Below are 24880 nucleotides of genomic sequence, written 5' to 3' on the forward strand. Positions count from 1 at the left end.
CGCCCCAACCCACGGACGACATGCGGGCGCCCCAACCCGCGGACGTCCTGGAACCGTCCCGGGAGGCGGACGTCGTGGCACCGTCCCAGGAGGCGGACGTTCTGACACCGTCCCAGGAGGCGGACGTTCTGACACCGTCCCAGGAGGCGGACGTTCTGACACCGTCCCAGGAGATGGACGTCCTTGGACCGCCTCGGGCCGACGCGGCGCCGCCGCCCGCCCGTGCCCCCGCCCGGTGCCGTCTCACCTGGCGCAAACTGACCCTCCTGCCGACCTTCCTGGTGACCCTGCTGCTGGCGACCTGGCTGTGGTTCCGGCAGATCGACCTGGACCCGGACTCCGCGAACGCCCTGTCGGACGGGCAGGTGTCCACGGCCCTGTGGCAGCACGTCCGGCTCACCGTGATCTCCACGTTCCTCGTGCTGATCGTCGCGATCCCGCTGGGCGTCCTGCTGACCCGGCGGGCGTTGCGCAGGGCAGCCCCGGTGGCGACGGCGCTCGCCGACACGGGACGGGCCGCGCCGGCGATCGGCCTGCTGGCGCTGCCGGTGATCTGGCTCGGCGCCGGCCCCGGGGCGGCGCTCGTCGGCATCGTCGTCTACGCCGTGCTGCCGGTGCTGTCCCACACCGTCGCCGGGCTCAGGGCGGGCGACCCGAACCTGCTGGAGGCGGCGCGCGGCATCGGTATGTCCCCGCTCGCCGCGCTGGCCCGGGTGGAACTCCCGCTGGCCGTCCCGCTGATCCTCGCGGGGGTGCGCACCGCGCTGGTGCTGAACGTCGGCACGGCGACCCTCGCGGCGTTCGGCGGGGGCGGCGGGCTCGGGGCGCTGATCGCCCACGGCATCACCGGCCGGCGCGTGCCCGTACTGGTCCTCGGCTCGGTGCTGACGGTGTCGCTGGCCCTGCTGGTGGACTGGCTGGCGTCACTGGCCGAGATCCTGCTGCGGCCCCGGGGTCTCGGCAACCGCTAACAGCTCGGGACCGAGCCCTTGCCGTTCTCCAGGGCGACCAGGGAACCGATCGCCCCCTGGAGCGTGGTGACCGGCACCAGGCGCAACCCCTTGGGGAGTTCGGCCTCGGCCTCGCCGCACTCCGCCTTCGGCACCAGGAACACCGTCGCCCCGTCCCGCCGCGCCGCCTGGGTCTTCAGGGCCACCCCGCCGACCGCGCCCACCGTGCCGTCCGCGTCGATCGTGCCCGTACCGGCGACGGTGCGTCCACCCGTGAGGTCGCCGCCGCTGCCGTCGCCGTCCAGCTTGTCGACGATCCCGAGCGAGAACAGCAGGCCCGCGCTGGGGCCGCCGACGTCGGCCAGCCGCAGCGTGACCCGCACGTCGTCGGGGCTCAGACGCAGGTACTTCAGCGCCGCCCGGGTCGCCGCGTCCTGGGACTGCCGCATCTGCGCGGTGTTGTGCCGCTCGATCTCCTTGACGGTGTCGCCGCTCGGGTAGACCGCGTCGCGCGGCATCACCGCCCGGTCCGTGCGGAACCAGTTGTCGACCACGTCGCCGAACGAGACCCGGGCGTCCGGGCCGGTCGCCTCGATGGTCGTCATCCGCAGCTGCCCCTCCGTCCGCCGGGTCGGCGCCCCGGTCACGGTGATCACCTGCGTGTCCCGGTACGCGCCGAGCACGTTCGCCGTCATCCCGGGCTGTGCCACCGAGAACGGCAGGGGCGCGAACACCGCGGTGGCGATCAGTGCCACGACGGGCAGGGAGCACACGGCGACGGCCTGGAGACGCGTGAGACGAGAGAGCACGGGATCAATCTAACGTGACGCGCACTTCCGGCCATCGGCCTGGTCGGACCGCGTTACCGCAAGGCAACCCGCGGCGACCCGGGCCGCCCCTCAGCGCAGCGCCTCCGCGACCTCCCGGGCCGCGTCGACCACCCGCGGTCCGACCCGCTCCGGCACCGAGTCCGCCAGCATCACCACGCCCACGCTGCCCTCCACCCCGGTCACCCCGATGAGGGGGGCCGCGGCCCCGCAGGCACCGGCCTCCAGACCACCCTCGGTGAGGGTGTAACCGGGCTCGGAGCGCGGTGCCCGCCGGGCGGAGAGGATCGCGCGGCCCGCGGCGCCCCGGTCCAGCGGATGCCGGAAACCGGCCCGGTAGGCCACGTGGTAGTCCGTCCAGGACGGCTCGACGACCGCGACCGCCAGCGCCTCCGTGCCGTCGACCAGTGTGAGGTGCGCCGTCGCCCCGATGTCCTCGGCCAGCGACCGCAGCGCCGGCAGCGCGGCCTCCCGTACCAGCGGGTGCACCTGCCGGCCGAGCCGCAGCACACCCAGACCCACCCGGGCACGCCCGCCCAGGTCCCGCCGCACGAGCGCGTGCTGCTCCAGGGTCGCCAGCAGCCGGTACACGACCGTCCGGTTCACGCCGAGCCGGGCGGACAGCTCGGTGACGGTCAGCCCGTGGTCCGTGTCGGCCAGCAGCTTGAGGACGCGCAGTCCCCGGTCGAGCGTCTGAGAGGTCTCCGCGGTCACGACGCCCACTCCTTAAGTGGTGAGTCCGGCAGCCCCTCGCGGCGGTTGCGCCGCCGAGTCCCGTCGGCGACGCGCTTCAGAGGCCGCCGATCGGCAGAGGGGCCCGGCGGCTCCGGACCCGGTCGCTTCACGGCTGCGCTCCGCGGCGGCGCTGCCACGGGGCGTGTGCGTAGCCGGACAGTAGCGAAGCCGGTTCGCTGAGCGGAAGCCTCCGTCCAGAATCCGGTCAGTGGCCGCTCGGGACTGCCTGTGTTCGTCCCGATACGTTCGCCGGACGGCCACCCGCGTCACCGCATGCCCGCGGCCCTCACCGCATGCGCGTGGCCCACTCCCGCACCTTGTCGATGCGCTGCTGCAACTGCCCCGCCGTCGCCTCGGCGCTGGGCGGACCACCGCACACCCGGCGCAGCTCGGTGTGGATCACCCCGTGCGGCTTGCCGCTCTGGTGGACGTACGCGCCGACGAGCGTGTTGAGCTGCTTGCGCAGCGCCATCAGCTCCTTGTGCGAGACCACCGGCCGCCGCTCGGCGGGCAGTTCGAGCAGATCGGCCTCGCTGTCGGGCTTCTTGCGGCTGTGCGCGATCTGCCGCGCCTGCCGCTTCTGGAGCAGCAGTTGCACCTGCTCGGGCTCCAGCAGGCCGGGGATGCCGAGGTAGTCCTGCTCCTCCTCGCTGCCGGGGTGGGCCTGCATGCCGAACTCGGCGCCGTCGTAGAGGACCCGGTCGAAGACGGCGTCGGACTCCAGCGCCTCGAAGGGCAGCATGTCCTGCTCGCCGGTGTCCTCGTCCTGCTCCTTGTTCGCCTCCTCCATCTCCTTCTCGGACTCGGCGTACGGGTCCTCCTCGCCCTCCTTCTTCGGCTTGTCGAGGGCGTGGTCGCGCTCCACCTCCATCTCGTTCGCGAAGGTGAGCAGGTCCGGGATGGTCGGCAGGAAGACGGAGGCGGTCTCGCCGCGCCGCCGCGACCGCACGAAGCGGCCGACGGCCTGGGCGAAGAACAGCGGCGTGGAGATGGTCGTGGCGTACACCCCGACCGCGAGGCGGGGCACGTCGACGCCCTCGGACACCATGCGGACGGCGACCATCCAGCGGTCGTCGCCCCCGCTGAAGTCGTCGATCCGCTGCGAGGCGCCGGCGTCGTCGGACAGCACGACCGTGGCCTTGGTGCCGGTGATCTCGCGGATCAGCTTGGCGTAGGAGCGGGCGGAGTCCTGGTCGGAGGCGATGACGAGGGCGCCCGCGTCCGGGATGCCCTTCCTGACCTCGGTCAGCCGCTGGTCGGCGGCGCGCAGCACGCTGGGCATCCAGTCGCCGCGCGGGTCGAGCGCGGTGCGCCACGCCTGGCTGACGGCGTCCTTCGTCATGGGCTCGCCGAGCCGGGCCTCGATCTCGTCGCCGGCCTTGGTGCGCCAGCGCATGTTGCCGCTGTAGGAGAGGAAGATGACGGGCCGCACCACCCCGTCGGACAGCGCGGACCCGTACCCGTAGGTGTAGTCGGCGGACGACCTGCGGATGCCGGCGTTGTCCTCCTCGTACGTCACGAAGGGGATGGGGTTGGTGTCCGAGCGGAACGGTGTGCCGGTGAGCGCGAGCCGCCGCGTCGCGGGCTCGAACGCCTCCAGGCATGCCTCGCCCCAGGACTTGGAATCGCCGGCGTGGTGGATCTCGTCCAGGATGACGAGGGTCTTGCGCTGCTCGACGCGGTTGCGGTGCAGCATCGGGCGGACGCCGACACCGGCGTAGGTCACGGCGACGCCGTCGTACTCCTTGCTGAGGGGACCGGCGCTGTACTCGGGGTCGAGCTTGATCCCTATGCGCGCGGCGGCCTCCGCCCACTGCTTCTTCAGGTGCTCGGTCGGCGCGACCACGGTCACCTGCTGCACAACGTGGTGGTGCAGCAGCCAGGAGGCCAGCGTCAGCGCGAAGGTCGTCTTGCCCGCGCCGGGGGTGGCGACGGCGAGGAAGTCACGCGGCTGCTCCTGGACGTACTTCTCCAACGCCCCCTGCTGCCAGGCACGCAGCTTGCTGGCCGTACCCCAGGGGGCCCGGCCCGGGAAGGCGGGTGAGAGGTGGTGGGAGGAGGAAGCGGCGGTGGTAGTCACGGTCTCCGTTGATCAGGGGGCAGGGCGGCCCGACGTCGGCGACGGCACGGCCGGCTACGTATGACAACCGGGCCACCCTACCGGCGCCCACCCGCCCCCTACGCCCCGACGCCCCCGGCTCGCCGACCGTTGGGACCCACATCACAACAACCGCATGGGCCTCACGATCCACGGGGGGGGTGTGTTCCGCGGTGGCAGCCGGCCGAACGGACTACGGCCGGCTCTCGTGCAGGCGGGTCGTCACCCAGGCACCTGCCAGGGCGACCACGGACATGGGGAGGAAGACCGCCGCGAAGGCCGTCGGGTGGGTCGCGGAGGCGCCGTCGAGGGGGGTCGCCGCGCTGCCCCCGCCCAGCGCGGCGAACGCCGCCCCCGTCGTGGCGAGCAGGACGACGTTGGAGAGGCCGTCGGAGATCTGGAGCGCGGCGGAGTTGGTGCCGGCCTCCTCCGGCGCGGAGAGCCGGAGCAGCAGCACGCTGCTGGAGGAGATCACCAGACCCATCCCGAAACAGCCGAAGCCCCAGGCGACCGCGACGGTCCACACCGGCACGGAGTGCACCAGCACACTGGGCGCGACGGCGATCGCGGCCGCCGCCAGCACCATCCCCAGCGTCATCAGCCGCTCCCGGTACGGCGCGAACCGCTCCCGCGACTGGAGCCACGACCCCAGCGCCCAGGTCACCCCGCCCGCCGCGAGCGAGAACCCGGCGAGCGTCGGCGACAGCCCGCGCTGCGTGACGAGCATCAACGGCACGAAGGACTCGGCGGCGATGAACGACCCCGCCGCGAGCCCCCGCAGCAGCACGACCGAGGGCAGCCCGCGCGCGGCCCGGTACGTACCGCGCGGCAGCAGCCCCAGCACGGCCGGCACGAGCAGCCCGGCCCCCACCGCGCCGGGCAGCAGCGACAGCCACCGCAGGTCCTGCGCCGCGTACTGGAGAAGCCCCGCGCCCACGGAGATCGCGAGGGCGAGCCGGATGCGCCGGCGGTCGACGGAGGCCGGCGCCCCCTCCCCCACCGGGCCGGCCGCCCGCCGTCTGATCTGCGGCAGCGCGAGCGCGAGCGGCAGTACGACCAGCACCGGGATGCCGATGAACACCCAGCGCCAGCCGAGCCGTTCGGTCACCGTGCCGGCAGCGAGCGGCCCGACGACGGACGGTACGACCCACCCGGCCGCGAACGCCGCCATGATCGCGGGCCGCAGCCGCTCCGGATAGGCCCGGCCGACGACGACGTACAGCGCGACGATCACCAGCCCGCCTCCGAGGCCCTGCACCGCGCGGCCGAGGATGAACACCCACATCGCGCCCGCCGCCCCGGCCACCACGAGCCCCGCCGCGAAGGCCGCGATCCCCGTGGTCAGCGGGGCGAGGGGGCCGCGCCGGTCGGACCACTGCCCGGCGAGCACCATCCCGAACAGGCTGGTCGTGAAGTAGCCGGAGAAGGCGAACGCGTACAGGGACACGCCGTGCAGCTCACGGGCCGCGACGGGCATGGCCGTGCTGACGGCGGTGGCCTCGAAGGCGATCAGCAGGACGACGGAGACGATGCCGACGCTGAGCGCCCGGTAGGACCGGCTCAGCACACCGTCGTCGTCCCGCTCGGCGTCCGCGACGGCGGTGTCACGGGGGTCCAGGGCGGTCATGGTCGCCAGCGTAAGACCCACAACGGGGTTTGGCCCCTGTCGCCGGTCGTACGGCCCCTGCGACCTTGGTCGTACACCCGGAGATTCATGAACGCCACATGGCAACCACATTGCAGCGCCCCCGCAACCCTTGAACCCCCATCCCACACCCCCGTACGGTCAAGTCACCGAACCGCCGGGGGAACAACACCACCCACCCGACGAGACGGTACGAAACAAGCACGGCCGTGTGCCCGAACAGGGCTCAGGGACTCGCCTGCGCTGCACCCAACAGCGAGCTCCGCTCGCGGGGAGTCACGCGGGTCCGATCCCCGCCACAGCCGCGCCGGAACGCAACAAGCACGGCCGTGTGCCCGAATGGCTTAGGGACTCGTCTGCAAAGCGAGTTACGCGGGTTCGATTCCCGCCACGGCCTCTGACTGCCTGACCAGGACAACTGGAGGGGCGGCACTCAGAAAGGGTGCCGCCCCTCCAGTTGTCCTTCCGGCTTCCCGTATCGCCAGCCTGTCAACACGTGGCGTTGATGCTCGGCGGGAAGTACTCCGACGCCGTGGGCGGCTTCAAGTCCGGTTCGTGATGATCTTGAGTAGAAGGGCGGTGTCGGTCAGGTCGTCGAGGACTATGTCGGCGCCCGCTTCTCGCAGCTCGGCTACGGAGCTTCGGCCTGTTGCGACAGCGATGACCCGTACGCCGTTCCCCTTCCCGCCTTCGACGTCCGCCGGGGTGTCACCGATGAGCACCGTGTTCGCCGGCGTGGTCGATGAGCGGTCCAGGGCAAGGCCGACGAGGGCGGGGCGGAGATCCGCGTCCTCTCCGTACGCGCCGAGATCCCAGGTGATGTGGCTATCGAGACCGAAGACGTTCAGCTTCAGCTCCGCGACTTTGCGGACATTGCCCGTCACCACGGTCTGCCGCACATTCGCCGCGGCAAGGGCATCCAAAGCCGCTGCCGCGCCCGGGAGCGCGCGTCCGCGCTCCGTCAGCTCCCGAGCGTGTTCGACATGCTCTTCCGCAAGAGCCTGCGCGAAGCGCTCGAAGTCGGCCCGGTCCGTCCTGAGACCGTGCATCTTCGCGGTCTCCCGGAAGATGACGGCCTCTGTGATGCCGTCGATCTTCGCCTGCTCCCGCATGGGTTGACCCGTCACCTGCTCGAATGCCGCTGCGGACAGTTCGCGCCCTACGCCGCGCGACTCGATGAGCGTGTGGTCGATGTCCCACAGGACCAGACGAGGCATACGTGCCGTCCCTCCCCGGAAGTTGATCTGTCTGTCCCCCGATAGTGGCGGAAGGCGCGTGCACCAGAGCGGTTCCGTCCTACGCTCGTGACACGGGAGGGCGGATGATGGAACCGAGGCTGCCCATCGGGGCACTGATCAGGCACTACCGGAAGAAGCACGGTAACCGATCGATGGCGGCCGTCGCAGGCTTGTGCGGAGTCTCCGAGCGGTACCTGTCGATGATCGAGAACGGGAAACGCACCCCGTCGTCGAAGCTCCTGGCACGGATCGCTGCCGAGCTCGACGTCCCGGTGGCATCGCTTCTGTCCGACGAGCCTCCCCCGAAGGCTCCACCCTCGATGACGACCACGCCGGACATCGCTCGGGCTCTCATGGGGTACGGCTCGCCGCGCGAAGACGTGGCGGCGGGACCGACGGAACTCCGGGACCGAGTTGAAGAGGCGTGGCGAACCTGGCAGACCAGCGAGGAACGTTTCACCGAGATCGAGACCGTGCTCCCGGCTCTTATCGAGGACATGGAGCGTTCCGTACGAGCGCACCGTACGTCGAGCGACGCGACAGCTCGGCGCGACGTACTGCGCGCCGCGGCCGATCTTTACGGTCTCCTGCGCTCCTACTGCCGCCGATCCGGCCGCCTCGACCTCTCCCTCATGGTTGCCGATCGGGCTCGCCGAGCCGCGGAGGACGCGGACGATCCCATCCGGCTCGCTGCGGCGCAGTGGAACTTGGGACACAGCCTCCTCTCACAGAACGGCGGCGCTCAGGAGGCCGAGGAGGTCGCCCGCATCGCGATCGACGACCTCGGCACCCTCACGGAGAGCGCGGAAACTGCCGCAATGCAAGGAGCGCTCGAACTCGTTCGCGTCGTGGCGGAGGCACAGAGCAAGAAGTGGTGGGATGCCCGCGATCGGCTGCTCCAAAAGGCGGCCCCGCTCGGCAGGAAGGCCGGCGACTCGAACGTCATGTGGACCGTTTTCGGCCCGGTCAACATCCACCTGCACGCTCTCAGCATCGAAATGCTCGCCGGTCGGAGCGCAGAAGGGCTGCGCCGGGCGGACGAGGTGGATGTCTCTCAACTCCCGAGCCGCGAGAGGCAGTTCACCTTCACACTCGAACTCGCACGCTGCTATGACCTCCGGCGGGATGACGCGGCCGTTCTCGTACACCTCCTGGACCTGGAGAAGTTGAGCAGCGAGGACATGACCCGGAGCGCCTCCGCCGTCGGCCTGGTGACCAGTCTCCTCCACCGCGTACGGCCGACCTACCGGCGGCAGGTGTCCGACCTGGCCGAACGCCTCGGGATTGCATGAGCCCGAACTGGTTGTTCCCCCGAACTCTCAGTTCAGGTCGTCGGCCCGAAAGCGGCATACCTTCCTGCTGACCGCAGTCGCCGACGAGATGAGACCCAGGTGATGACAGAGTCGCCGTCCGTCTTCGTGTGCTCCAAGGAGGCCGTGACACAACGGAAAAGCTGGGTGCTTGTCAGGGTCGCCCGGTATTTCGGCCTCCAGGCACTCGCCCAGCTGAATCCCCCGGGCACCGTTGCGGTGGACCCGGACGGACCTGCCGTCTACTTCTTCGTCGCGGTCGGCTCGACCACCGCCTGGCCGCCGATGCCCAACCCGGGACCGCTGGTTGTCACGACGGATCTCGTACTTCCGCCTGCCGACCGTCGGACGCCACCCGGCACCTACTGGCTCGTACCTCCACGGCGGGGAACGATCCAGCTCACCGATGCGGACGCGCTGCAGGAGGCGTTGGCCGACCTGGTCCCCGAGTGGACGTCTCGTGACGACCGGATTCGACCGGCTGATGGCGCCTCTGGTCACTGACTGCCATCAGCCGCGCCGTCGTTGCGCGGCCAACGGCCCTGCCGACGTTCCTCGTTGGGGGCTCACCCTTCCCGTTCCCGATCAAGGCGTGGCGATGAGTGGATCAGCAAGTGCACAAGCGAAGACCTTCGCCCTTGCGTTGCAAGGGGAGTTGTCCGACGACGAGCGGTGGGAGCTGGTTCGGGCGCGAGCCCTTGCCCTGGAGGCGGAGCGGATGCGCGCCTTGGAACGGTGGCTGCTCACGGTGGCCGACGACCCCGCGCGGGCCCGTGCGGAATGGATGGAGTCCGGCCACGCACCGCTGCGGGTGGGAGTCACGTTCAACGTCGTGCGCATCGACGCCCGGCTCGTGCACGCGTTCGTCCGGTCGGTGTCCCCCGCCGAGGTCGACGCCTGTCTGGCGTGGGAGTTGCGTGACGGCCCGGTCTTCTTCGAGCGGCATGCCCAGCACTACTACGTGCTCGTCGAACCGAGCGAGCGGTCCCGGCCCACATGGGCGTCCCGCTGTGACGACGTCGAGTTCATCGGCCGTGACCGCCGCCTCGGGGTGCCGCCGCCCTCGGCGACCGATCCGGACTCGGGCCCCTGTTACTGGTCCGTCCCGTTGTGGACTCCCGGTGCTCTGGCGAAGCCGTACCTCACCGGTGAGCTGATTACCAGGGCCCGGTCCCGTCTGACCCGCGAGAGGCGGACCGGTGAATGACATCCACCTCGGTTCCCCGCAGAAGTGGAGCTACGGCGAGAACTCCTGCGGGCTCGTTCTCCCACCCGTCGCCGGGTCGGTGCCCGAGGCCCGTCGGCTCGTCCGGCGGGCGCTTCTGGAGTGGCAGCTGACGGACCTGCGGGCGGACGCGCAGTTGGTCGTCTCGGAGCTGACGACGAACTGCGTCCAACACGCGCCGGACTCGGGAACGATCCGGGTCACGGTCCAACGCCTCACCGACGTACGGGTCCGGGTGGGTGTGGAGGACCGGAGCCATCAACTCCCGCGCCGACGGCCCGTCGGACCGGACGCACTCGACGGCCGGGGACTGGCCCTCGTCGCCGCCGTCTCCATCGCGTGGGGCGTCGAACCGCTCCCTGACGGCAAACACGTCTGGGCCGACCTCGAAAGCACCGGTCTGGAGCATGGCCGGACAGTGAGCGCCCGTCAGGGTGCTGGCCCACCCGAGGCCGGGGTCAGAGGACTCCGCCGGCCTCGTCCTGGAAGGCTTCCGTCCAGTAGTGCCAGGACGCCTCCGTCGTGAGGGGGGTCGGGTCGATCGTGGTCAGGACCTGGAGCATCGTGGCCGCCAGCTGGTCGTACGCGTCCGTCGTGAGTTCGCCGCCCAGATGCTCGTCGATCCGGCGCTCGTGGTGCAGCAGCCAAAGCGTGAAGGCGAGCGTGGAGACGTCCGTGTTCAGCGGGTACAGCGCCGCGTCCGGCTCGCTGAAGTTGAGCACCGCGCCCGTCGAGCCGTCGACCACCAGGCTGTTGTCCTCGACCAGGTAGCCGAGGCGTATCAGCCGGTCCGCGTGGGCCGGCAGCAGGTCGAGGGGGTACTCGCCCGCCCGCTCGTCCGTGTAGTACTCCGTGAGCGTCGGCAGCGGCACGTCCGTGTCGATCTGGAACAGCCCTGCGTCCTCCGGCATCCCCGTCTCGCGCAGGAACCGCCGGGTCGGCTCGTGGGTGAGCGCCGCCGGGAAGTCGACGTCCTCGAAGCGGACCATGCGGCCGGTGCCGAACTCCTGGTCCAGGAGCCGCCCCGGCAGGTCGAGGACGAGCCCGGACTCGGTGCCGGGGCCCGCGATCAGGGCGAGCGGCCGGATCAGCGCCGCGGCCTTCCAGTACGGCGGGACCTCGCCGCCCGTGCCCTCCTCGAACAGCGCGAGGAGCTGCCGGGAGACCTCGGTCGCGGTCTTCGTGCCGTACTGCCCCGCGAAGGACGCGAACCGGCCGCGCAGCCCGGCCAGTTCCTCCGTGACCGCCGCGAACCGCAGCAGCACCTCCAGGGAGGGCGCGAGCGGAAGACTGTCGGAGGGGAACAGCAGGGACGCCGAGCGCACCTCGCCCGTGCCGCCGTCGAGCAGGATGGACTCGGGCTCCATCCCCGCGGGCGCGAGGAGCTGCCCTATCACCAGCCGGTCCCGCAGCTCCTCCGCGAGCCGGGCGGGCCCCTCGGTGACGTCCGCGAGCGTGCGCAGGCCCGCCGCGCGCAGCGGCGCGAACGTCAGCAGCCCGCTGCCGCCCGGCAGTCCGGGCCCGGTCAGCAGCCCGCGCGTCGGCACATGCGTGACGAGCGGACCGAGCTGGTCCTCGGTCAGCGTGATCGCCGCGACTGCGGTGTCGGTCGTGCTCATCGCTTCCCCCGCGATTTCCGTGGTACGTCGTGGACGGCACTCGGTCCTGACGGAGGGCGCGGCCGTCCTGCCGGAGGCGGCCCGCTCCCCACTGCTCAGAACACTACGCCGCCCCACTGACAACGCCCCATGTCCATCAAGACGCCCGAAACGCCTCCCGCGTTGCGTCCCGGACGGCTCGGATGTGTCACGCCCGTCACAGGCGCACGACCCGGCCCACGGCGCCTCAGGTGAAGTAGATGCCGCCCAGCACCACGACGACCGCCGCCAGCACGAACAGCACGATCCAGATCAGCAACTTGCCGACGCTGGGCGGAGGTTCGTAGCGGGGCTCCTCGGGCGGCGTGCTCACTGGCCGGTCACCACCGCGGCCTGCGGCCGGATCGGCAGCCGGTTGACGGGGCGTCCGGTCGCGGCCCGCACGGCGGAGGCGATGGCCGCGGGCGAGGTCACCACGGGCACCGCGCTGACCGACTTGGCGCCGAAGGGCGCGACGACGTCCCGCTCCTCGACGAGCTTGACGATCCGGATGTCCGGGGCGTCCAGGGCGGTGGGCAGTGCGTACCCGGTGAGGTCGGGGTGGCGGATCAGCCCGCGCGGGGTGCGCAGGTTCTCGGTGAGCGCGATGCCGACGCCCTGGGTGACGCCCGCCTCGATGCGCGCGACGAGCTGCGCCGGGTTGAGCACCCGGCCCACGTCCTGGGCGACGGCCAGCTCCACGACCCGTACCGAGCCGAGTTCGATGTCGACGTCGACCACCGCGCGGACCGCGCAGAACGCGAGCCCCACGAAGGCGTCGCCCTGCCCGGCGCCGTCCAGCGGCTCGGTCGGGTGCGGCCGGCACTGGGCGGTGGCCCACAGCTCCTTGCCGTCCATCGCCTCGGTGACGGTGGTCGACAGCACACCGTCGTACGAGGTGATCTTGCCGTCGGTGATCTGGAGCAGTTCGGTCGACATCCCGAACTTGTGCGCCAGGGGCTGGAGCAGCTGGGTGCGGACCATCTTCGCCGCGCGTTCCACGGCCCCGCCGGACACCCAGGTGTGCCGGCCGCGGCAGCCCGGACCGGCCGGGGGCTGGTCGGTGTCGACGGGCGCCACGTGGACCTCGTCGATGCCCAGGGTCTCCTGGACGATCTGCCGGGCGAGCGTGGTGAAGCCCTGGCCGGTCTCCACGGCCGCGCACAGCACGGTGGCGACACCGTCGTGGATCTTCACGGTGGCCGTCGAGACCTCGTCGGCGCCCTCCGCTCCGAGCATGTGCACCATGCCCAGGCCGTAGCCCACGCCCCGGCGCACGGCGCCCGGTTCGCCCGCGCCCTCGGGGCCGCCGGGCAGCAGCCACTCGTCCTCGGGGGTGTCCTTGGGCAGCGGCGGCAGCGGGAAGTCCCGTACGGCCTCCAGGAGTTCGATGACGGGGGCCGGGCAGGTCACCGTCTGGCCGATCGGCAGGACGTCACCGGTGGCGAGCGCGTTGCGCAGCCGGACCTCGGCCGGGTCGAGGCCGAGCTTCTTGGCGAGCTTGTCCATCTGCGCCTCGTAGGCGGCGCACACCTGCATGGCGCCCTCGCCGCGCACATGGCCGGAGGGCGGGTTGTTGGTGCGCACGGCCCAGCCCTCGATGAAGGCGTTGGGCACGACGTACGGCCCGCAGGCGAAGGACACCGCGGCGGCCAGGGACTCGGCGGAGGTGTCGGCGTAGGGTCCGGCGTCGAGGAGGATCTGGGCCTCGACCTTGACGAGCCTGCCCTCGGCGTCCGCGTGGTGGCGGTAGCGCAGCAGGGTGGGGTGGCGGTGGGCGTGGCCGAGGAAGGACTCCTCGCGCGTGGCCGTGAGTTTGACCGGGCAGCCCGTCTTCAGGGCGAGCAGTCCGAGCGGGATCTGGAAGCCCTGGTCCTCGCGGTCGGCGGTGGCGCCGGGCACCCCGGTGACGACGATCTTCACCTGTTCGGGCGACAGGCCGTAGCAGGCCGCCGCGGCGTTGCGGTCGGTGTGCGGGTCGGTGGACGCCGTGTAGAGCTCGACGCCGCCGTCGGGCCGCGGCACGGCGAGACCGGCCTCGGCGCCGATGGGGGCGGGGTCCTGGCGCCCGATGCGGTACAAACCCTCGACGACGATGTCACCGGCCGCGTCGGGGTCGCCGTGGCGCAGCGGGATGTGCCGGATCAGGTTGCCGTCGGGGTGCAGCGGCTCGGCCTCGAACGCCCGCTCGGGGTCGGTGATCGGGTCGAGCACCTCGTACTCGACGATGACGGCGGCGGCGGCCATCCGCGCGGTGTCGGGGTGGTCGGCGGCGACGGCGGCGATGGGCTCGCCGTGGTGCCGTACGACCTCGGAGGCGAACACCGGGCGGTCGGGCGTGCCCCGGCCGTGGCGCGGGGTGCCGGGCACGTCCTCGTGGGTGACGACGGCGTGGACGCCGGGCATCTCGCGCGCGTGGGTGGTGTCGATGGAGACGATGCGCGCGTGCGGGTGCGGGGAGCGCAGGACCGCGGCCCACAGCAGGCCCTCGGCCCACAGGTCGGCCGCGTACGGGAAGGTGCCCTCGGTCTTGGCGCGGGCGTCGGCCGGCCGCAGCGAGGCGCCGAGGCCGTGCGGCGGCTGCTCGGGGGCCGGGGTCTCGGGAGCGCTGGTGGCGGTGGCGGTCTCGTTGCTCACGCCTGGCCTCCGTCATGGCCGTAGGGCTGGTCGTGCTGCCCCGGGGAGTCGAACGCCGCGGGGTTGACGCCGCCGGCGCCCGGGCCCGCCTGGTGCGGGATGCGGGGTTCGCCCGCGTCCGCCTCGGCGTCGGCCGCGGCGTGCGCCTCGCGTTCGGCGACGACCTCCTGGACGGCGTCCAGGACGCCCCGGTAGCCGGAGCAGCGGCACAGGTTGCCGGACAGGGCCTGGCGGGCCTCCATCTCGGTGGGCGACGGGTTGCCCTCCAGCAGGTCGTGGACGGTCATCGCCATGCCGGGCACGCAGAAACCGCACTGCACGGCACCGCACTTGGCGAGGGCCCGCTGCACGTCGGAGGGCTGTCCGTCGACGGCCAGGCCCTCGACGGTGCGGACCTCGCTGCCGGCCGCGGTGACGGCGGGCACCAGGCAGGAGGCGACGAGCCGGCCGTCCACCTGGACGTTGCAGGCGCCGCACTCGCCCTGGGAGCAGCCGTCCTTGGCGCCGGCGAGGCCGAGCCGCTCGCGCAGCACGTAGAGCAGCGACTCGCCGATCCAGGCGTCGGCCACGGGCCGGTCGGCGCCGTTGACCCGCAGGACGTAGGAGGCGGACGGGTGGTCGTCGTGCGGGGCGGGGAGCGGTTCGGCGGGGTCGGCCTCGGGGGCGTCGTCCGTGACGGCCGTCTCGGCGCCCTCCGGACCGTCTCCGGCACCCGCGGCCGGGTCGGGGCCCGCGGGGCGCTCAGCGGGGCGCTCAGGGGCCTCGGCGGGGCCGTCCGCGGCCCGGGTCGCCCCGTCCGTCCCGTCCGCCGCCGGCCGCTCGACGGCCCCGGGCATCCCGTCCGTCTCGGGGGCGAACTCGGGGGCGGCTCCGGCGGCTTCGGCGTGAGGCCGTTCCTCGTCGTGCGCCGGGTGCGCGCGGTGGCCCGGAGGCGTCTCGTGCGGCCGGTGCGCCTCGTGGGGCGCGGGAGCGGCGTGCGGTGCGGGGGCGGGCGCCTCGTGCGGCGCGAGGGCCTGTCCGGCCGCGTGCGCCGCGGCCGGGTCGTGGCCGGGTCCGGGCGGCAGCAGGCCCTGGCCGGGTCCGGCGGGGGCGCCGGGGCCCTCCGGGAGCCGGATGCCCGCGCCGTGCGACGGCGGGCCGCCCTGGTACGGCGCCTGGGGCGCGTAGCCCTCGGGGTTCGTGAGGTTCGCGAGGTTCTCGGGGTTCCCCGGTGCGGTGTCCTCGGGGTGCGCCGGGGGCCGCTCGCCCCAGGGCCCGCCCGCGGGCTCGTTCGCCCAGGGGGCGGAGGCGCCGCCGGGCAGGGTCGCCGGGGGTGTGCCGCCCCACTGCTCGACCAGCGCGGACGTGGTGAACTCGCCCGATTCGTCCGGCAGGTCGCCGCCCGCCACCGGAATGGACCACTGACCGGTCACGTCGTGCCCGGGTGCCGCCTGCGCGGGCTCCTCGTAGGTCCACTGCTGGGTGGCCGCGGGCGGGTAGGTGAACCGGTCGCCCGCGCCCGTGTCCTGGGGAACCGCGTTCGGGTCGGGCCACCCGGAGCCGTCGGCCGGCATCCCCCAGCCGTCCTGGCCCGCCTGCTCGGGGCCGCCGGGCGAGGCCGCTATCCGCGGCGGCACGTATCCGTGGCCGGGCGCGGCGAGCGGGCTGTCGGCGGCCAGGAGGGCGTCGATGCCGCCCTCGGGGAGCTTCACGAACGCGGTGGCGCCGTCGTCGTAGTCGCCCTGGGGGTGCGGGTCCCAGCGTCCGCCGCCCGGGGGCGTGCCGCCCTCCGCGTGCTGGTCGTCGGTCACGACAGCGCCCTCCCCAGTGCTCGTCGGGCCAGCGCGGCCACGGTGCGCCGCAGGTGCAGTACGGCGGGCGGAAGCTGCGGCACCGAGCCGTCGGGTTCCGGCGCCGGGTCGGGGATGCAGGCCGCCGCGACGTACTCCCCGAAGGCGGTCAGTGCCTCGGGGACGATCGCGCGGTCGTTGTCCCAGTCGATGAGCTGGGCGACCCACTGCTCGGCGTCCAGGGGGCGCAGCGGCATCGGCGCTATGGCTCCGACGGCGCACCGCACCCCGCGCCGGGCGGGGTCGAGGACGAGCGCGACGGACGCCACCGCGCGGCCGGGCCCGGTACGGCCGGTCGCCTTCAGGAAGACCTGGGGCGCGTGCAGCAGGGGCACGCGCACGAAGCCGATCAGCTCGCCGCCGCGCAGCATCTCGACGCCCGCGAGCAGGTGCGAGACGGGGATCTCCCGGCGGGCGCCGTCCGGGCCGGCGATGACCAGGATCGCCTCCAGCGCGGCCAGCACCGGGAGCGCGTCCCCGGTGGGCGCGGCCGAGGCGATGTTGCCGCCCAGGGTGCCCGCGTTGCGGATGTGCGGCGGTCCGGCGGCGCGGGCGGCGGCGGCCAGCGCCGGGATCAGGGCGGCGAAGTCGGGGCGGCCCATCCGCGCGTGGGTGAGACCGGCGCCGAGCAGCGCGTGCCCGTCCAGGTACTGCCAGCCGCGGATCTCGCTGATCCGTCCGAGGCCCACCAGGGCGGCGGGCCGCAGCTGGCCGGAGTTGACGGCGGCCATGAGGTCGGTGCCGCCGGCCACCGGGACGGCGGCGGGCAGGGCCGTGAGCGCCGCCACGGCTTCGTCCAGCGTCGTGGGCAGCGTGACGGCCTGCGCCGTGTGCGGTGCGTGCGTGGTCAAACCGGCTGCCCCTTCCCGCTGCCCCACCTGGTCCCAGCTGGTCCCGCCTGCTGCTGCCGTACGGTACGTGCTGACAGGGCGGACGTGGCAACTCTGGCACATCTTCGGGAGTGCCTGACGCAGGGGTCCACTAGGAGGCATTCGCCCACCTCAGAAGCGAGATGGGCGGATTTGCCACACCTTTCGTGGTGCGCTCCGATTGACACTCCCCGGTGATCCTCGGGTGCTTTTTCCCTTGTGTGTTCGGGTGATCAACTGTGCGTTCGGAGGGTCAGCGGTTCGGCGGCGGGCCGTCCAGCGGGCGGCCGGCCACCCCGGGGCGGCGCTGCCAGGGCCGGGGCCCGGTGGGCGGCCGGTAGGCGACGCCGAGCGCGTCGAGGCGCCGGTAGTGGGCGGCCATCCGCCGGGCGAAGGCGTCGAAGTCCCGTTCCGCGGGGGCCGGGAGACGACTCCAGGCCACCTCGGCGAACGCGGCCAGCCTGGGGAATGCCTGGTAGTCCACGCGCGCGGGGTTCTCCATCACCTCGGTCCACAGGTTGGCCTGGGTGCCCAGCACGTGTGCGGCCTGTTCCGCGTCGAGTTCGGCGGGCACCGGCTCGAAGCGGTAGACGTCCTCCAGGGTGCGCACGAACCCGATCGGCACCGGTTCGTCCTCGCCGGCGGCCTGCCGGTGGTCGAGGTAGACCTGCTGCTCGGGGCACATGACCACGTCGTGTCCGGCCCGCGCGGCGGCGATCCCGCCGCCGTAGCCGCGCCAGGAGGACACGGCGGCGCCCTTGGCGAGTCCGCCCTCCAGGATCTCGTCCCAGCCGATGAGCCGGCGCCCCCGCCCGCGGAGCCACTCGTCGAAGTGGCCGATGAACCACGACTGGAGTTCGTCCTCGTCGGCCAGTCCGAGTTCCCGGATGCGCGCCTGCACGGACGGCGACGCCTTCCACTGCTCCTTGGGGCATTCGTCGCCGCCGATGTGAATGAACTCCGAGGGGAACAGGTCCAGGAGTTCCTCGAACACCCCCTCGTAGAAGCGGAGGGTGTTGTCGGTGGGGGCGAGCACGTTGGGGGAGACCCCCCAGGTGTCCCAGACGGTCAGGGCGGCGGTGTCGACGACGTCGGTGTTGCCGAGTTCCGGATACGCGGCGATGGCGGCCTGCGAATGCCCCGGTACGTCGATTTCGGGGACGACGGTGATATGCCGCTCGGCGGCGTAGGCGACGATCTCCCGGATGTCGTCCTGGGTGTAGAAGCCCCCGTGCGGCTTCTCCTCCCACAGGGTCGAGGCGCGGTGACCGAATTTCGTCCGCGAACGCCAGGATCCGGTCTCGGTGAGCTTCGGGTACCGCGTGATCTCGACGCGCCAGCCCTGGTCGTCCGTCAGGTGGAAGTGGAAGACGTTGAGTTTGTGGGCGGCCATCAGATCGAGGTAGCGCAGCACGCCGTCCTTGGGCATGAAGTGCCGTGAGACGTCGAGCATGAGGCCGCGCCAGGCGAAGCGGGGCTCGTCCTCGACGGTGACGTCGGGCAGTTCCCAGTCCCGGCCGGGCCGCAGCGGCGCGGAGCGGAACGCGTCGGGGCCGAGCAGTTGCCGCAGGGTCTGGGCGCCCCACAGGACGCCCGCCGCGCCGCCGCCGCGGATCTGGACCTCGCCGTCGCCGACGGTGAGCCGGTAGCCCTCCGGGGGCAGTCCCGGGTCGAGGCCGAGCTCGATGCGGGAGGGCGCGTTGCCACCCCCTGCGAGGTCACCACCTCCCGCGAGGTCGCCGCCCTCCGGGAGGGAGAAGCCGGTGGCCGCGCCGAGGGTCGCCCGCAGCAGGCGTGCGACGCCCTCGGTGCCGGGCCCGGCCACGAGCCGGGTGCGCTCGTCCAGGCGGGTGCGGCCGGGGCTCCCGCCGTGGACCCGCACGGGTGCCGGAATCAGTTCCATCACGTCAGTCCTTAACCGCTCCGCCCAGTCCCGAGACCAGTCGTCGCTGTACGAGTACGAAGAAGATCAGCACCGGAATCGTCATCACCGTGGAGCCTGCCATGACGCCTCCCCAGTCGGGATCGTCCGGCTTGTAGAACACGAGGAGGGCCATCGGCAGGGTCGACTGCGAGGTGTCGCTGATGATGAACGACTTGGCGAACAGGAAGTCGTTCCAGGCCGAGATGAAGGAAAAGACGCTCGTCGCCACCAGTCCCGGCAGCACGAGCGGGAAAAGGATCTGCCAGAGGAATCGCGCACGGCTCGCGCCGTCGATGTAGGCGGCCTCCTCCAGCGCCTCGGGGACCGCTTTCACGAACCCCCGCAGCATCCAGATCGCGAAGGGCAGCGAGAAGGCGATGTGGGGCAGGATCAGCGAACCGAGCGTGTTCAGCTGGCCGAAGTCCCGCATGAGGAAGAACAGCGGGATGGTGAGCGCCTCCACGGGCACCATCTGGGCCACGAGAAACATGATCAGCAGGGTGGTGCGGAAGCGGAACCGGAATCGGGTGACGGCGGTCGCGGCGAGGAACGCGATCAGCGCCGAGACGACCACGACGCTGCACGCGACGACCAGGCTGTTGACGAAGTAACGGCCGAATTCCTGCTGCCCGAAGACCCTGCGGAAGGAGTCCAGGGACGGCGCGAGGGTCCACGGGCGGGGCGTGGACGACTGGATCTCACCGGCCGGTTTGAAGGCGCTCAGCACCATCCAGTAGAGCGGGAAGGCGACCACCGCGGCGATGAGCAGGGCGGTGGTCTCGGCCGCCGCGCGCCCCGGACGGCGCAGAAAGCCGCGCACAAGATTCACGACGGTCACAGCTCCTCCCCCTGCCTGCGCAGCAGCCGCAGGTACACCAGCGTGACGGCCAGCAGGATCAGCAGCATCACGACGCCGATCGCGGAGCCGAGGCCGTACTGCGAGGACGCGAACGCCTGCTGGTAGGCGTACACGTTGAGGACCATGTTCTGGCCGGCGATGCCGCCGCCGTTCGTCATGACGTAGATCTGCGTGAACACCTTGAAGTCCCAGATAACGGACTGGATGGTCACGACGGTGAGGATAGGGCGGAGCATCGGGGCGAGCACGGAGCGCCAGATCCGCCACTGCGAGGCGCCGTCCAGCTCGGCGGCCTCCAGGACCTCGGCGGGCACGGCGCGGATCCCGGCGTAGACGGTGACCATCACGAACGGGAAGGAGCACCAGACGACTTCGAGGAGCACGAGCAGGAAGGCGCTGTAGCGGCCGTACGTCCACGAGTGGTCGCCGAGGCCGAGGATCCGGTCGACGGGGCCGAAGTCCGGGTCGAACAGGAACAGCCACACCGTGGAACCGGTGACGGCCGGGGTGGCCCACGCCCCGAGCGCGGCCAGCATCAGCGCCAGCCGCGGCACGGCGCGCACCCGGGTGAGCAGGACGGCGAGGGCGCACCCGACGGCGAGCGTCGAGCCGACGCAGGCCGCCGCGAACACCACGGTGGCCAGCAGCACCTGCCAGAACTGCCCGTCCCCGAACAGCTCCGAGTAGTTCCCGAACCCCTCGAACGAGGTCGGCTCCCCGCCGCTGACCTGGGCCTGCGTGTACCGGAAGAAGGAGATCAGACCCAGCTGGTAGATCGGGTAGACGAGCAGTCCCCCGAGCACGACGAGGGCGGGCGCGAGATAGATCCAGGGCGTGGCACCCCCGCCCCCGAAGGGGCGCGGGGAACTGCGCGACAGGCCACGACGCACCCGCACCGCCCGACGCTCGGCACCCCCCACTGCCACAGGCACCCGGCTCACCCGGCGGAGCCGAACGCGTCGTTCATCTTCGCCGCGGCCTCGTCCGACGCGGCGGCGACGTCCTTCTTGCCGCTGACGACCTGCTGGAACATCGTCGGCAGCACGAGCGAGGAGTCGATCTGCGACCACGCGGCGGAGGCGGGCACGAACTCGGTGCCGGCGGCCAGGGTGTCGACGAAGGGCTTCACGAACGGCTGCTTGGCCGCGGCCTGGTCGCGGACGTCGGTGAACGTCGGCAGGAAGCCCATCGCGTCGAACAGCTCCGACTGCGTCTTCTTGGCGGCCAGTTGCTCCATGAGGTCGACCGCGAGCGTGCGGTGCCGGGTGCTCTTGAGGACGCCGATGTTGTTGCCGCCCGCGAACGCCGGGGCGATGGAGCCGGATTCGACGCCGGGCAGCGGGACGACGGCGTACTTGCCTTTCACCTTGCCCGCCTCGACGGCCGCGTGGCTGAAGTCGCCGCCGATCACCATGCCCGCCTTGCCCCCGGCGAACGTGCTGACCGTGTCGTTGCCGCCCATGCCCGCGCACTTGGCGGCGGGACAGTTGTCGGCGGAGAAGAGGGAGGTGTACTCCTCGATGCCCTTCCGGGCCGCGGCGCCGTTGATGGCGGAGGTGAACGATCCGCCCTTGCCGGTGGCGAGTTCGCCGCCGTTGGCCCAGATGAAGGGCATCGCGCCGTAGGTGTAGGCGCCGCCGACGGCGATGCCGTAGAGGTCGGGCTTCGCCTTGCGGATGGCGCGGGCGGTGGTGGCCACTTCGGCGAGCGTGGTCGGCGGTTTCAGGCCGAGTTCCTTGAAGACGTCGGTGCGGTAGTACAGGGCGCGGACGCCGACGTAGAGGGGGGCGCCGTAGACCTTGCCGTCCACGGTGACCGACCGGCGGGCCGTGGGGTCGGTGTCCTTGGCCTCGGGCCAGGCGCCGAACTCCTTGGTGACGTCGAGGAGTCCGCCGTCGTGGACGTAGCCGGCGGTGTCGGTGTTGCCGAACTCCATGACGTCCGGGGCGGACGCGGGGTCGTTGAAGGCGGCCTTCACCCGCTGGGCGCGCGTCTCGACGGGGATGTACTCCACCTTGACGTCGGTGCCCTTGTGGGCCTTCTCGAAGGCGGCGGTGACCGAGTCGACGACCTGGGCCTTGGGGTCGTTGCCAACCTCCTGGAAGAGCCACACGCGCAGGGTGCCGCTCTTGTCGTCCTTGTCGGAGGCGGAGTTGGAGGAGCTCTGCGGGGCGCAGGCGGCGAGGAGCAGCGCGGCGAGGAGCGCGGGAGCCGGACGAGCGGACAACTTCATGGAGTGACCCTCCGAGGGCGTTGCATCATATGCAATGGCGGTTTCGCTCTGCACAACACACCGGAGGCTATGAACTACATGAACACGTCGACAAGAGGTCTCAACCACCTTGTGACGTGACGCCGCAACCCGTGCAACGACACATCACGACAAAGACCCCCGGAGCACGCCAAAGCGTGCCGGGGGCCCTGAGAGTCTCGGCCGAGGGGGACGGGGTCGGCTACTTGCCCTTGTCCTTGCCCTCGTCGCCACCGCTGGCCATGGACTCGTAGATCTCCTTGCACATGGGACACACCGGGTACTTCTTCGGGTCGCGGCCCGGCACCCACACCTTGCCGCACAGCGCCACGACGGGCGTGCCGTCGAGGGCGCTCGCCATGATCTTGTCCTTCTGGACGTAGTGCGCGAAGCGCTCGTGATCGCCGTCGCCGTGCGACACCTGCGGCGTCGGCTCGACGAGGGTCCCCGTACCAGTCCCGCGCTCGGGCTCGAGAGTGCTCATGCCGCCAAGGGTACTGAAACCCGTCCGCATCAGTTGAGCGAAGGGTCGTCCGGATACGTCGCCACCATCGCCAGCTCATTGCGCTGCCGGCGCAGGACCTCGCGCCACAGCCGCTCGGGGGACGGAGAGGAGACGTCCCCGGGTTCCGACTCCACGACGTACCAGGCCCCCTCCACCAGTTCGTCCTCCAGCTGACCGGGACCCCAGCCGGCGTATCCGGCGAAGATCCGCAGGGAGCCGAGGGCCGAGGCGAGCAGTTCGGGCGGGGCCTCCAGGTCCACGAGCCCGATCGCGCCGTGCACCCGCCGCCAGCCCAGCGGCGCCCGGTCGCCGGCCGCGCCGCCGGGGATGACCGCCACGCCGAGCGCCGAGTCCAGCGACACCGGGCCGCCCTGGAAGACGACGCCGGGCTCGCCGGTGAGGCCGGCCCAGCCCTCCAGGATGTCGCCCACGTCCACCGGTGTCGGGCGGTTGAGGACGACACCGAGGGAGCCCTCCTCGTCGTGGTCGAGGAGCAGCACCACCGCACGGTCGAAGTTCGGGTCCGCCAGGGCGGGGGTTGCCACGAGCAGCCGCCCTGTGAGCGAGGACACCTCGGTCATGCCAGACATGATCCCGCATCTTCCCCGCGATGGGGGAGCCGACGCAGGTACGCGAGTGAAGGCAGCTCAGGGCGCACCGGTGCGGTACGGGCGCACGGCCCCCGGCGGTGACCCCATGTGCCCGGTGGCGAACGGTTCGTGTTGTGACACAGCCATGACGCGATTGGGCGTCCCCGGGGCTTACGGGAGGGGGGGCGGCGGCGATTACTCTGTCTTTCTCTGGCCCTGCCCGACTCCACGGAACGCGAGATTCATGACCGTCAACGGCTCTGACGACGTACTGCTTGTCCACGGCGGGACCCCGCTGGAGGGCGAGATCCGTGTCCGCGGTGCGAAGAACCTCGTACCGAAGGCCATGGTCGCCGCACTGTTGGGAAGCGGGCCGAGCCGGCTGCGCAACGTGCCGGACATCCGTGATGTCCGCGTCGTGCGCGGCCTGTTGCAGCTGCACGGGGTGACGGTGCGTCCGGGCGAGGAACCGGGCGAGCTGGTGCTGGACCCCACGCACGTGGAGAGCGCGAACGTCGCCGACATCGATGCCCACGCGGGGTCGAGCCGCATCCCGATCCTGTTCTGCGGGCCCCTGCTGCACCGCCTCGGCCACGCGTTCATCCCGGGTCTCGGCGGCTGCGACATCGGCGGCCGGCCCATCGACTTCCACTTCGACGTGCTGCGGCAGTTCGGCGCGAGCATCGAGAAGCGCGCGGACGGCCAGTACCTGGAGGCCCCCAAGGGCCTGCGCGGTACCAAGATCCGGCTGCCCTACCCGTCCGTCGGCACGACCGAGCAGGTGCTGCTGACGGCCGTACTCGCCGAAGGCGTCACGGAGTTGTCCAACGCCGCCGTCGAGCCCGAGATCGAGGACCTGATCTGCGTCCTGCAGAAGATGGGCGCGATCATCGCGATGGACACCGACCGCACGATCCGCATCACCGGTGTGGAGCGGCTGGACGGCTACACCCACCGGGCCCTCCCGGACCGTCTGGAGGCGGCGTCCTGGGCGTCGGCGGCGCTGGCGACCGAGGGCGACATCTACGTCCGCGGCGCCCAGCAGCGCTCGATGATGACGTTCCTGAACACCTATCGGAAGGTGGGCGGCGCGTTCGAGATCGACGACGAGGGCATCCGCTTCTGGCACCCCGGCGGGCAGTTGAAGTCCATCGCGCTGGAGACGGACGTGCACCCGGGCTTCCAGACGGACTGGCAGCAGCCGCTGGTCGTGGCGCTGACCCAGGCCACGGGGCTGTCGATCATCCACGAGACGGTGTACGAGTCCCGGCTCGGCTTCACCTCGGCGCTGAACCAGATGGGCGCGCACATCCAGCTCTACCGCGAGTGCCTCGGCGGCTCCGACTGCCGCTTCGGGCAGCGCAACTTCCTGCACTCCGCGGTCGTGTCGGGCCCGACGAAGCTCCAGGGCGCCGACCTGGTCATCCCCGACCTGCGCGGCGGCTTCTCGTACCTCATCGCCGCCCTCGCGGCCCAGGGCACGTCGCGGGTCCACGGCATCGAGCTCATCAACCGCGGCTACGAGAACTTCATGGACAAGCTCATGGAGCTCGGCGCCAAGGTCGAACTCCCGGGCAAGGCCCTCGGCTAGGGCGTGTCCGGGCCCCGGACACGCCGATGGGGCGGCCCCCTGACCGGGGGCCGCCCCATCGGCATCTCTCACACCTGAACGCCTCGCGGATCAGCGCCCGGAAGGGGCGCGGGGAACTGCGCGATCGACCACGACGGACTCGCAGCCGAACACGGCACCC

The 24880-nt window shown here is 71.9% G+C and carries 22 protein-coding genes and 1 tRNA gene; 7 read left to right on the plus strand and 16 right to left on the minus strand.

Going from position 1 to position 24880, the window contains the following annotated elements; translation table 11 throughout:
• Positions 1–173: 173 nt before the first annotated feature.
• On the plus strand, positions 174–971 hold the full coding sequence (locus AB0F77_RS26700) for an ABC transporter permease (protein ID WP_361953943.1): 798 nt from the start codon (positions 174–176) through the stop codon (positions 969–971).
• On the opposite strand, the gene AB0F77_RS26705 is transcribed toward AB0F77_RS26700, so the two are convergent.
• The 4 genes from AB0F77_RS26705 to AB0F77_RS26720 form a co-directional block, all read right to left on the minus strand.
• Complete coding sequence (locus tag AB0F77_RS26705; protein WP_361953711.1) at positions 968–1759, minus strand: S16 family serine protease; 792 nt, start codon at positions 1757–1759, stop codon at positions 968–970. The genes AB0F77_RS26700 and AB0F77_RS26705 overlap by 4 nt on opposite strands.
• A gap of 90 nt (positions 1760–1849) precedes the next feature.
• Positions 1850–2491, minus strand: a complete 642-nt coding sequence (locus AB0F77_RS26710; RefSeq protein WP_361953714.1) for a helix-turn-helix domain-containing protein — start codon at positions 2489–2491, stop codon at positions 1850–1852.
• Between the two features lie 307 nt (positions 2492–2798).
• A complete protein-coding gene (locus AB0F77_RS26715) occupies positions 2799–4592 on the minus strand; it encodes a DEAD/DEAH box helicase (RefSeq protein ID WP_361953717.1) in 1794 nt (597 codons plus the stop codon).
• A gap of 211 nt (positions 4593–4803) precedes the next feature.
• On the minus strand, positions 4804–6237 hold the full coding sequence (locus AB0F77_RS26720) for an MFS transporter (RefSeq protein WP_361953720.1): 1434 nt from the start codon (positions 6235–6237) through the stop codon (positions 4804–4806).
• Positions 6238–6580: 343 nt separating this feature from the next.
• Here AB0F77_RS26720 and AB0F77_RS26725 point away from each other — a divergent pair.
• Positions 6581–6652, plus strand: a tRNA-Cys gene (locus AB0F77_RS26725).
• Positions 6653–6797: 145 nt separating this feature from the next.
• On the opposite strand, the gene AB0F77_RS26730 is transcribed toward AB0F77_RS26725, so the two are convergent.
• Positions 6798–7472 carry an HAD hydrolase-like protein gene (locus AB0F77_RS26730; RefSeq protein ID WP_361953723.1) on the minus strand — a complete coding sequence of 225 codons (675 nt, stop codon included), beginning with the start codon at positions 7470–7472 and terminating at the stop codon, positions 6798–6800.
• 104 nt (positions 7473–7576) lie between these two features.
• Between AB0F77_RS26730 and AB0F77_RS26735 the strand changes: the two genes are divergently transcribed.
• From AB0F77_RS26735 to AB0F77_RS26750, 4 genes are all read left to right on the plus strand, one after another.
• Positions 7577–8785, plus strand: a complete 1209-nt coding sequence (locus AB0F77_RS26735) for a helix-turn-helix transcriptional regulator (protein WP_361953726.1) — start codon at positions 7577–7579, stop codon at positions 8783–8785.
• 144 nt (positions 8786–8929) lie between these two features.
• A complete protein-coding gene (locus AB0F77_RS26740) occupies positions 8930–9307 on the plus strand; it encodes a hypothetical protein (protein ID WP_361953729.1) in 378 nt (125 codons plus the stop codon).
• A 94-nt stretch (positions 9308–9401) separates the two neighbouring features.
• Complete coding sequence (locus AB0F77_RS26745) at positions 9402–10010, plus strand: hypothetical protein (protein ID WP_361953732.1); 609 nt, start codon at positions 9402–9404, stop codon at positions 10008–10010.
• Between the two features lie 79 nt (positions 10011–10089).
• Complete coding sequence (locus AB0F77_RS26750) at positions 10090–10554, plus strand: ATP-binding protein (RefSeq protein ID WP_361953946.1); 465 nt, start codon at positions 10090–10092, stop codon at positions 10552–10554.
• Here the strand turns inward: AB0F77_RS26750 and AB0F77_RS26755 are convergent.
• The 11 genes from AB0F77_RS26755 to AB0F77_RS26805 form a co-directional block, all read right to left on the minus strand.
• Positions 10487–11647 carry an SUKH-4 family immunity protein gene (locus AB0F77_RS26755; RefSeq protein WP_361953735.1) on the minus strand — a complete coding sequence of 387 codons (1161 nt, stop codon included), beginning with the start codon at positions 11645–11647 and terminating at the stop codon, positions 10487–10489. The genes AB0F77_RS26750 and AB0F77_RS26755 overlap by 68 nt on opposite strands.
• 226 nt (positions 11648–11873) lie before the next feature.
• Positions 11874–11999 carry a hypothetical protein gene (locus AB0F77_RS26760; protein WP_361953738.1) on the minus strand — a complete coding sequence of 42 codons (126 nt, stop codon included), beginning with the start codon at positions 11997–11999 and terminating at the stop codon, positions 11874–11876.
• A complete protein-coding gene (locus AB0F77_RS26765) occupies positions 11996–14302 on the minus strand; it encodes a molybdopterin cofactor-binding domain-containing protein (protein ID WP_361953740.1) in 2307 nt (768 codons plus the stop codon). Before AB0F77_RS26765 ends, AB0F77_RS26760 begins: the two co-directional genes overlap by 4 nt.
• Positions 14299–16092: a 2Fe-2S iron-sulfur cluster-binding protein gene (locus AB0F77_RS26770; protein ID WP_361953743.1), complete on the minus strand. Its 1794-nt coding sequence runs from the start codon at positions 16090–16092 to the stop codon at positions 14299–14301. The genes AB0F77_RS26765 and AB0F77_RS26770 overlap by 4 nt, the downstream gene beginning before the upstream one ends.
• The gene (locus tag AB0F77_RS26775) at positions 16089–16982 is read right to left on the minus strand and encodes an FAD binding domain-containing protein (RefSeq protein WP_361953746.1); all 894 of its coding nucleotides are present in this window, start codon (positions 16980–16982) and stop codon (positions 16089–16091) included. Before AB0F77_RS26775 ends, AB0F77_RS26770 begins: the two co-directional genes overlap by 4 nt.
• Positions 16983–17253: 271 nt before the next feature.
• A complete protein-coding gene (locus AB0F77_RS26780; RefSeq protein WP_361953749.1) occupies positions 17254–18903 on the minus strand; it encodes a beta-N-acetylhexosaminidase in 1650 nt (549 codons plus the stop codon).
• Between the two features lie 4 nt (positions 18904–18907).
• Positions 18908–19753, minus strand: a complete 846-nt coding sequence (locus AB0F77_RS26785; RefSeq protein WP_361953752.1) for a carbohydrate ABC transporter permease — start codon at positions 19751–19753, stop codon at positions 18908–18910.
• Positions 19754–19758: 5 nt separating this feature from the next.
• A complete protein-coding gene (locus AB0F77_RS26790) occupies positions 19759–20679 on the minus strand; it encodes a sugar ABC transporter permease (protein WP_361953755.1) in 921 nt (306 codons plus the stop codon).
• Between the two features lie 41 nt (positions 20680–20720).
• Entirely contained in the window at positions 20721–22016 is a 1296-nt protein-coding gene (locus tag AB0F77_RS26795) for an extracellular solute-binding protein (protein ID WP_361953758.1), read from the minus strand.
• 220 nt (positions 22017–22236) lie between these two features.
• Positions 22237–22518 (minus strand): DUF3039 domain-containing protein, encoded by a 282-nt coding sequence (locus AB0F77_RS26800; RefSeq protein WP_361953761.1) that lies wholly within the window; start codon positions 22516–22518, stop codon positions 22237–22239.
• A 29-nt stretch (positions 22519–22547) separates the two neighbouring features.
• Positions 22548–23120 (minus strand): YqgE/AlgH family protein, encoded by a 573-nt coding sequence (locus tag AB0F77_RS26805; RefSeq protein WP_361953764.1) that lies wholly within the window; start codon positions 23118–23120, stop codon positions 22548–22550.
• Positions 23121–23373: 253 nt separating this feature from the next.
• Here AB0F77_RS26805 and murA point away from each other — a divergent pair, with 253 nt between their 5' ends.
• Positions 23374–24720 (plus strand): UDP-N-acetylglucosamine 1-carboxyvinyltransferase, encoded by a 1347-nt coding sequence (gene murA / locus AB0F77_RS26810; protein WP_361953767.1) that lies wholly within the window; start codon positions 23374–23376, stop codon positions 24718–24720.
• Positions 24721–24880 lie beyond the last annotated feature (160 nt).

It is taken from the genome of Streptomyces sp. NPDC026672 (genome assembly GCF_040638185.1).
GTDB lineage: Bacteria > Actinomycetota > Actinomycetes > Streptomycetales > Streptomycetaceae > Streptomyces.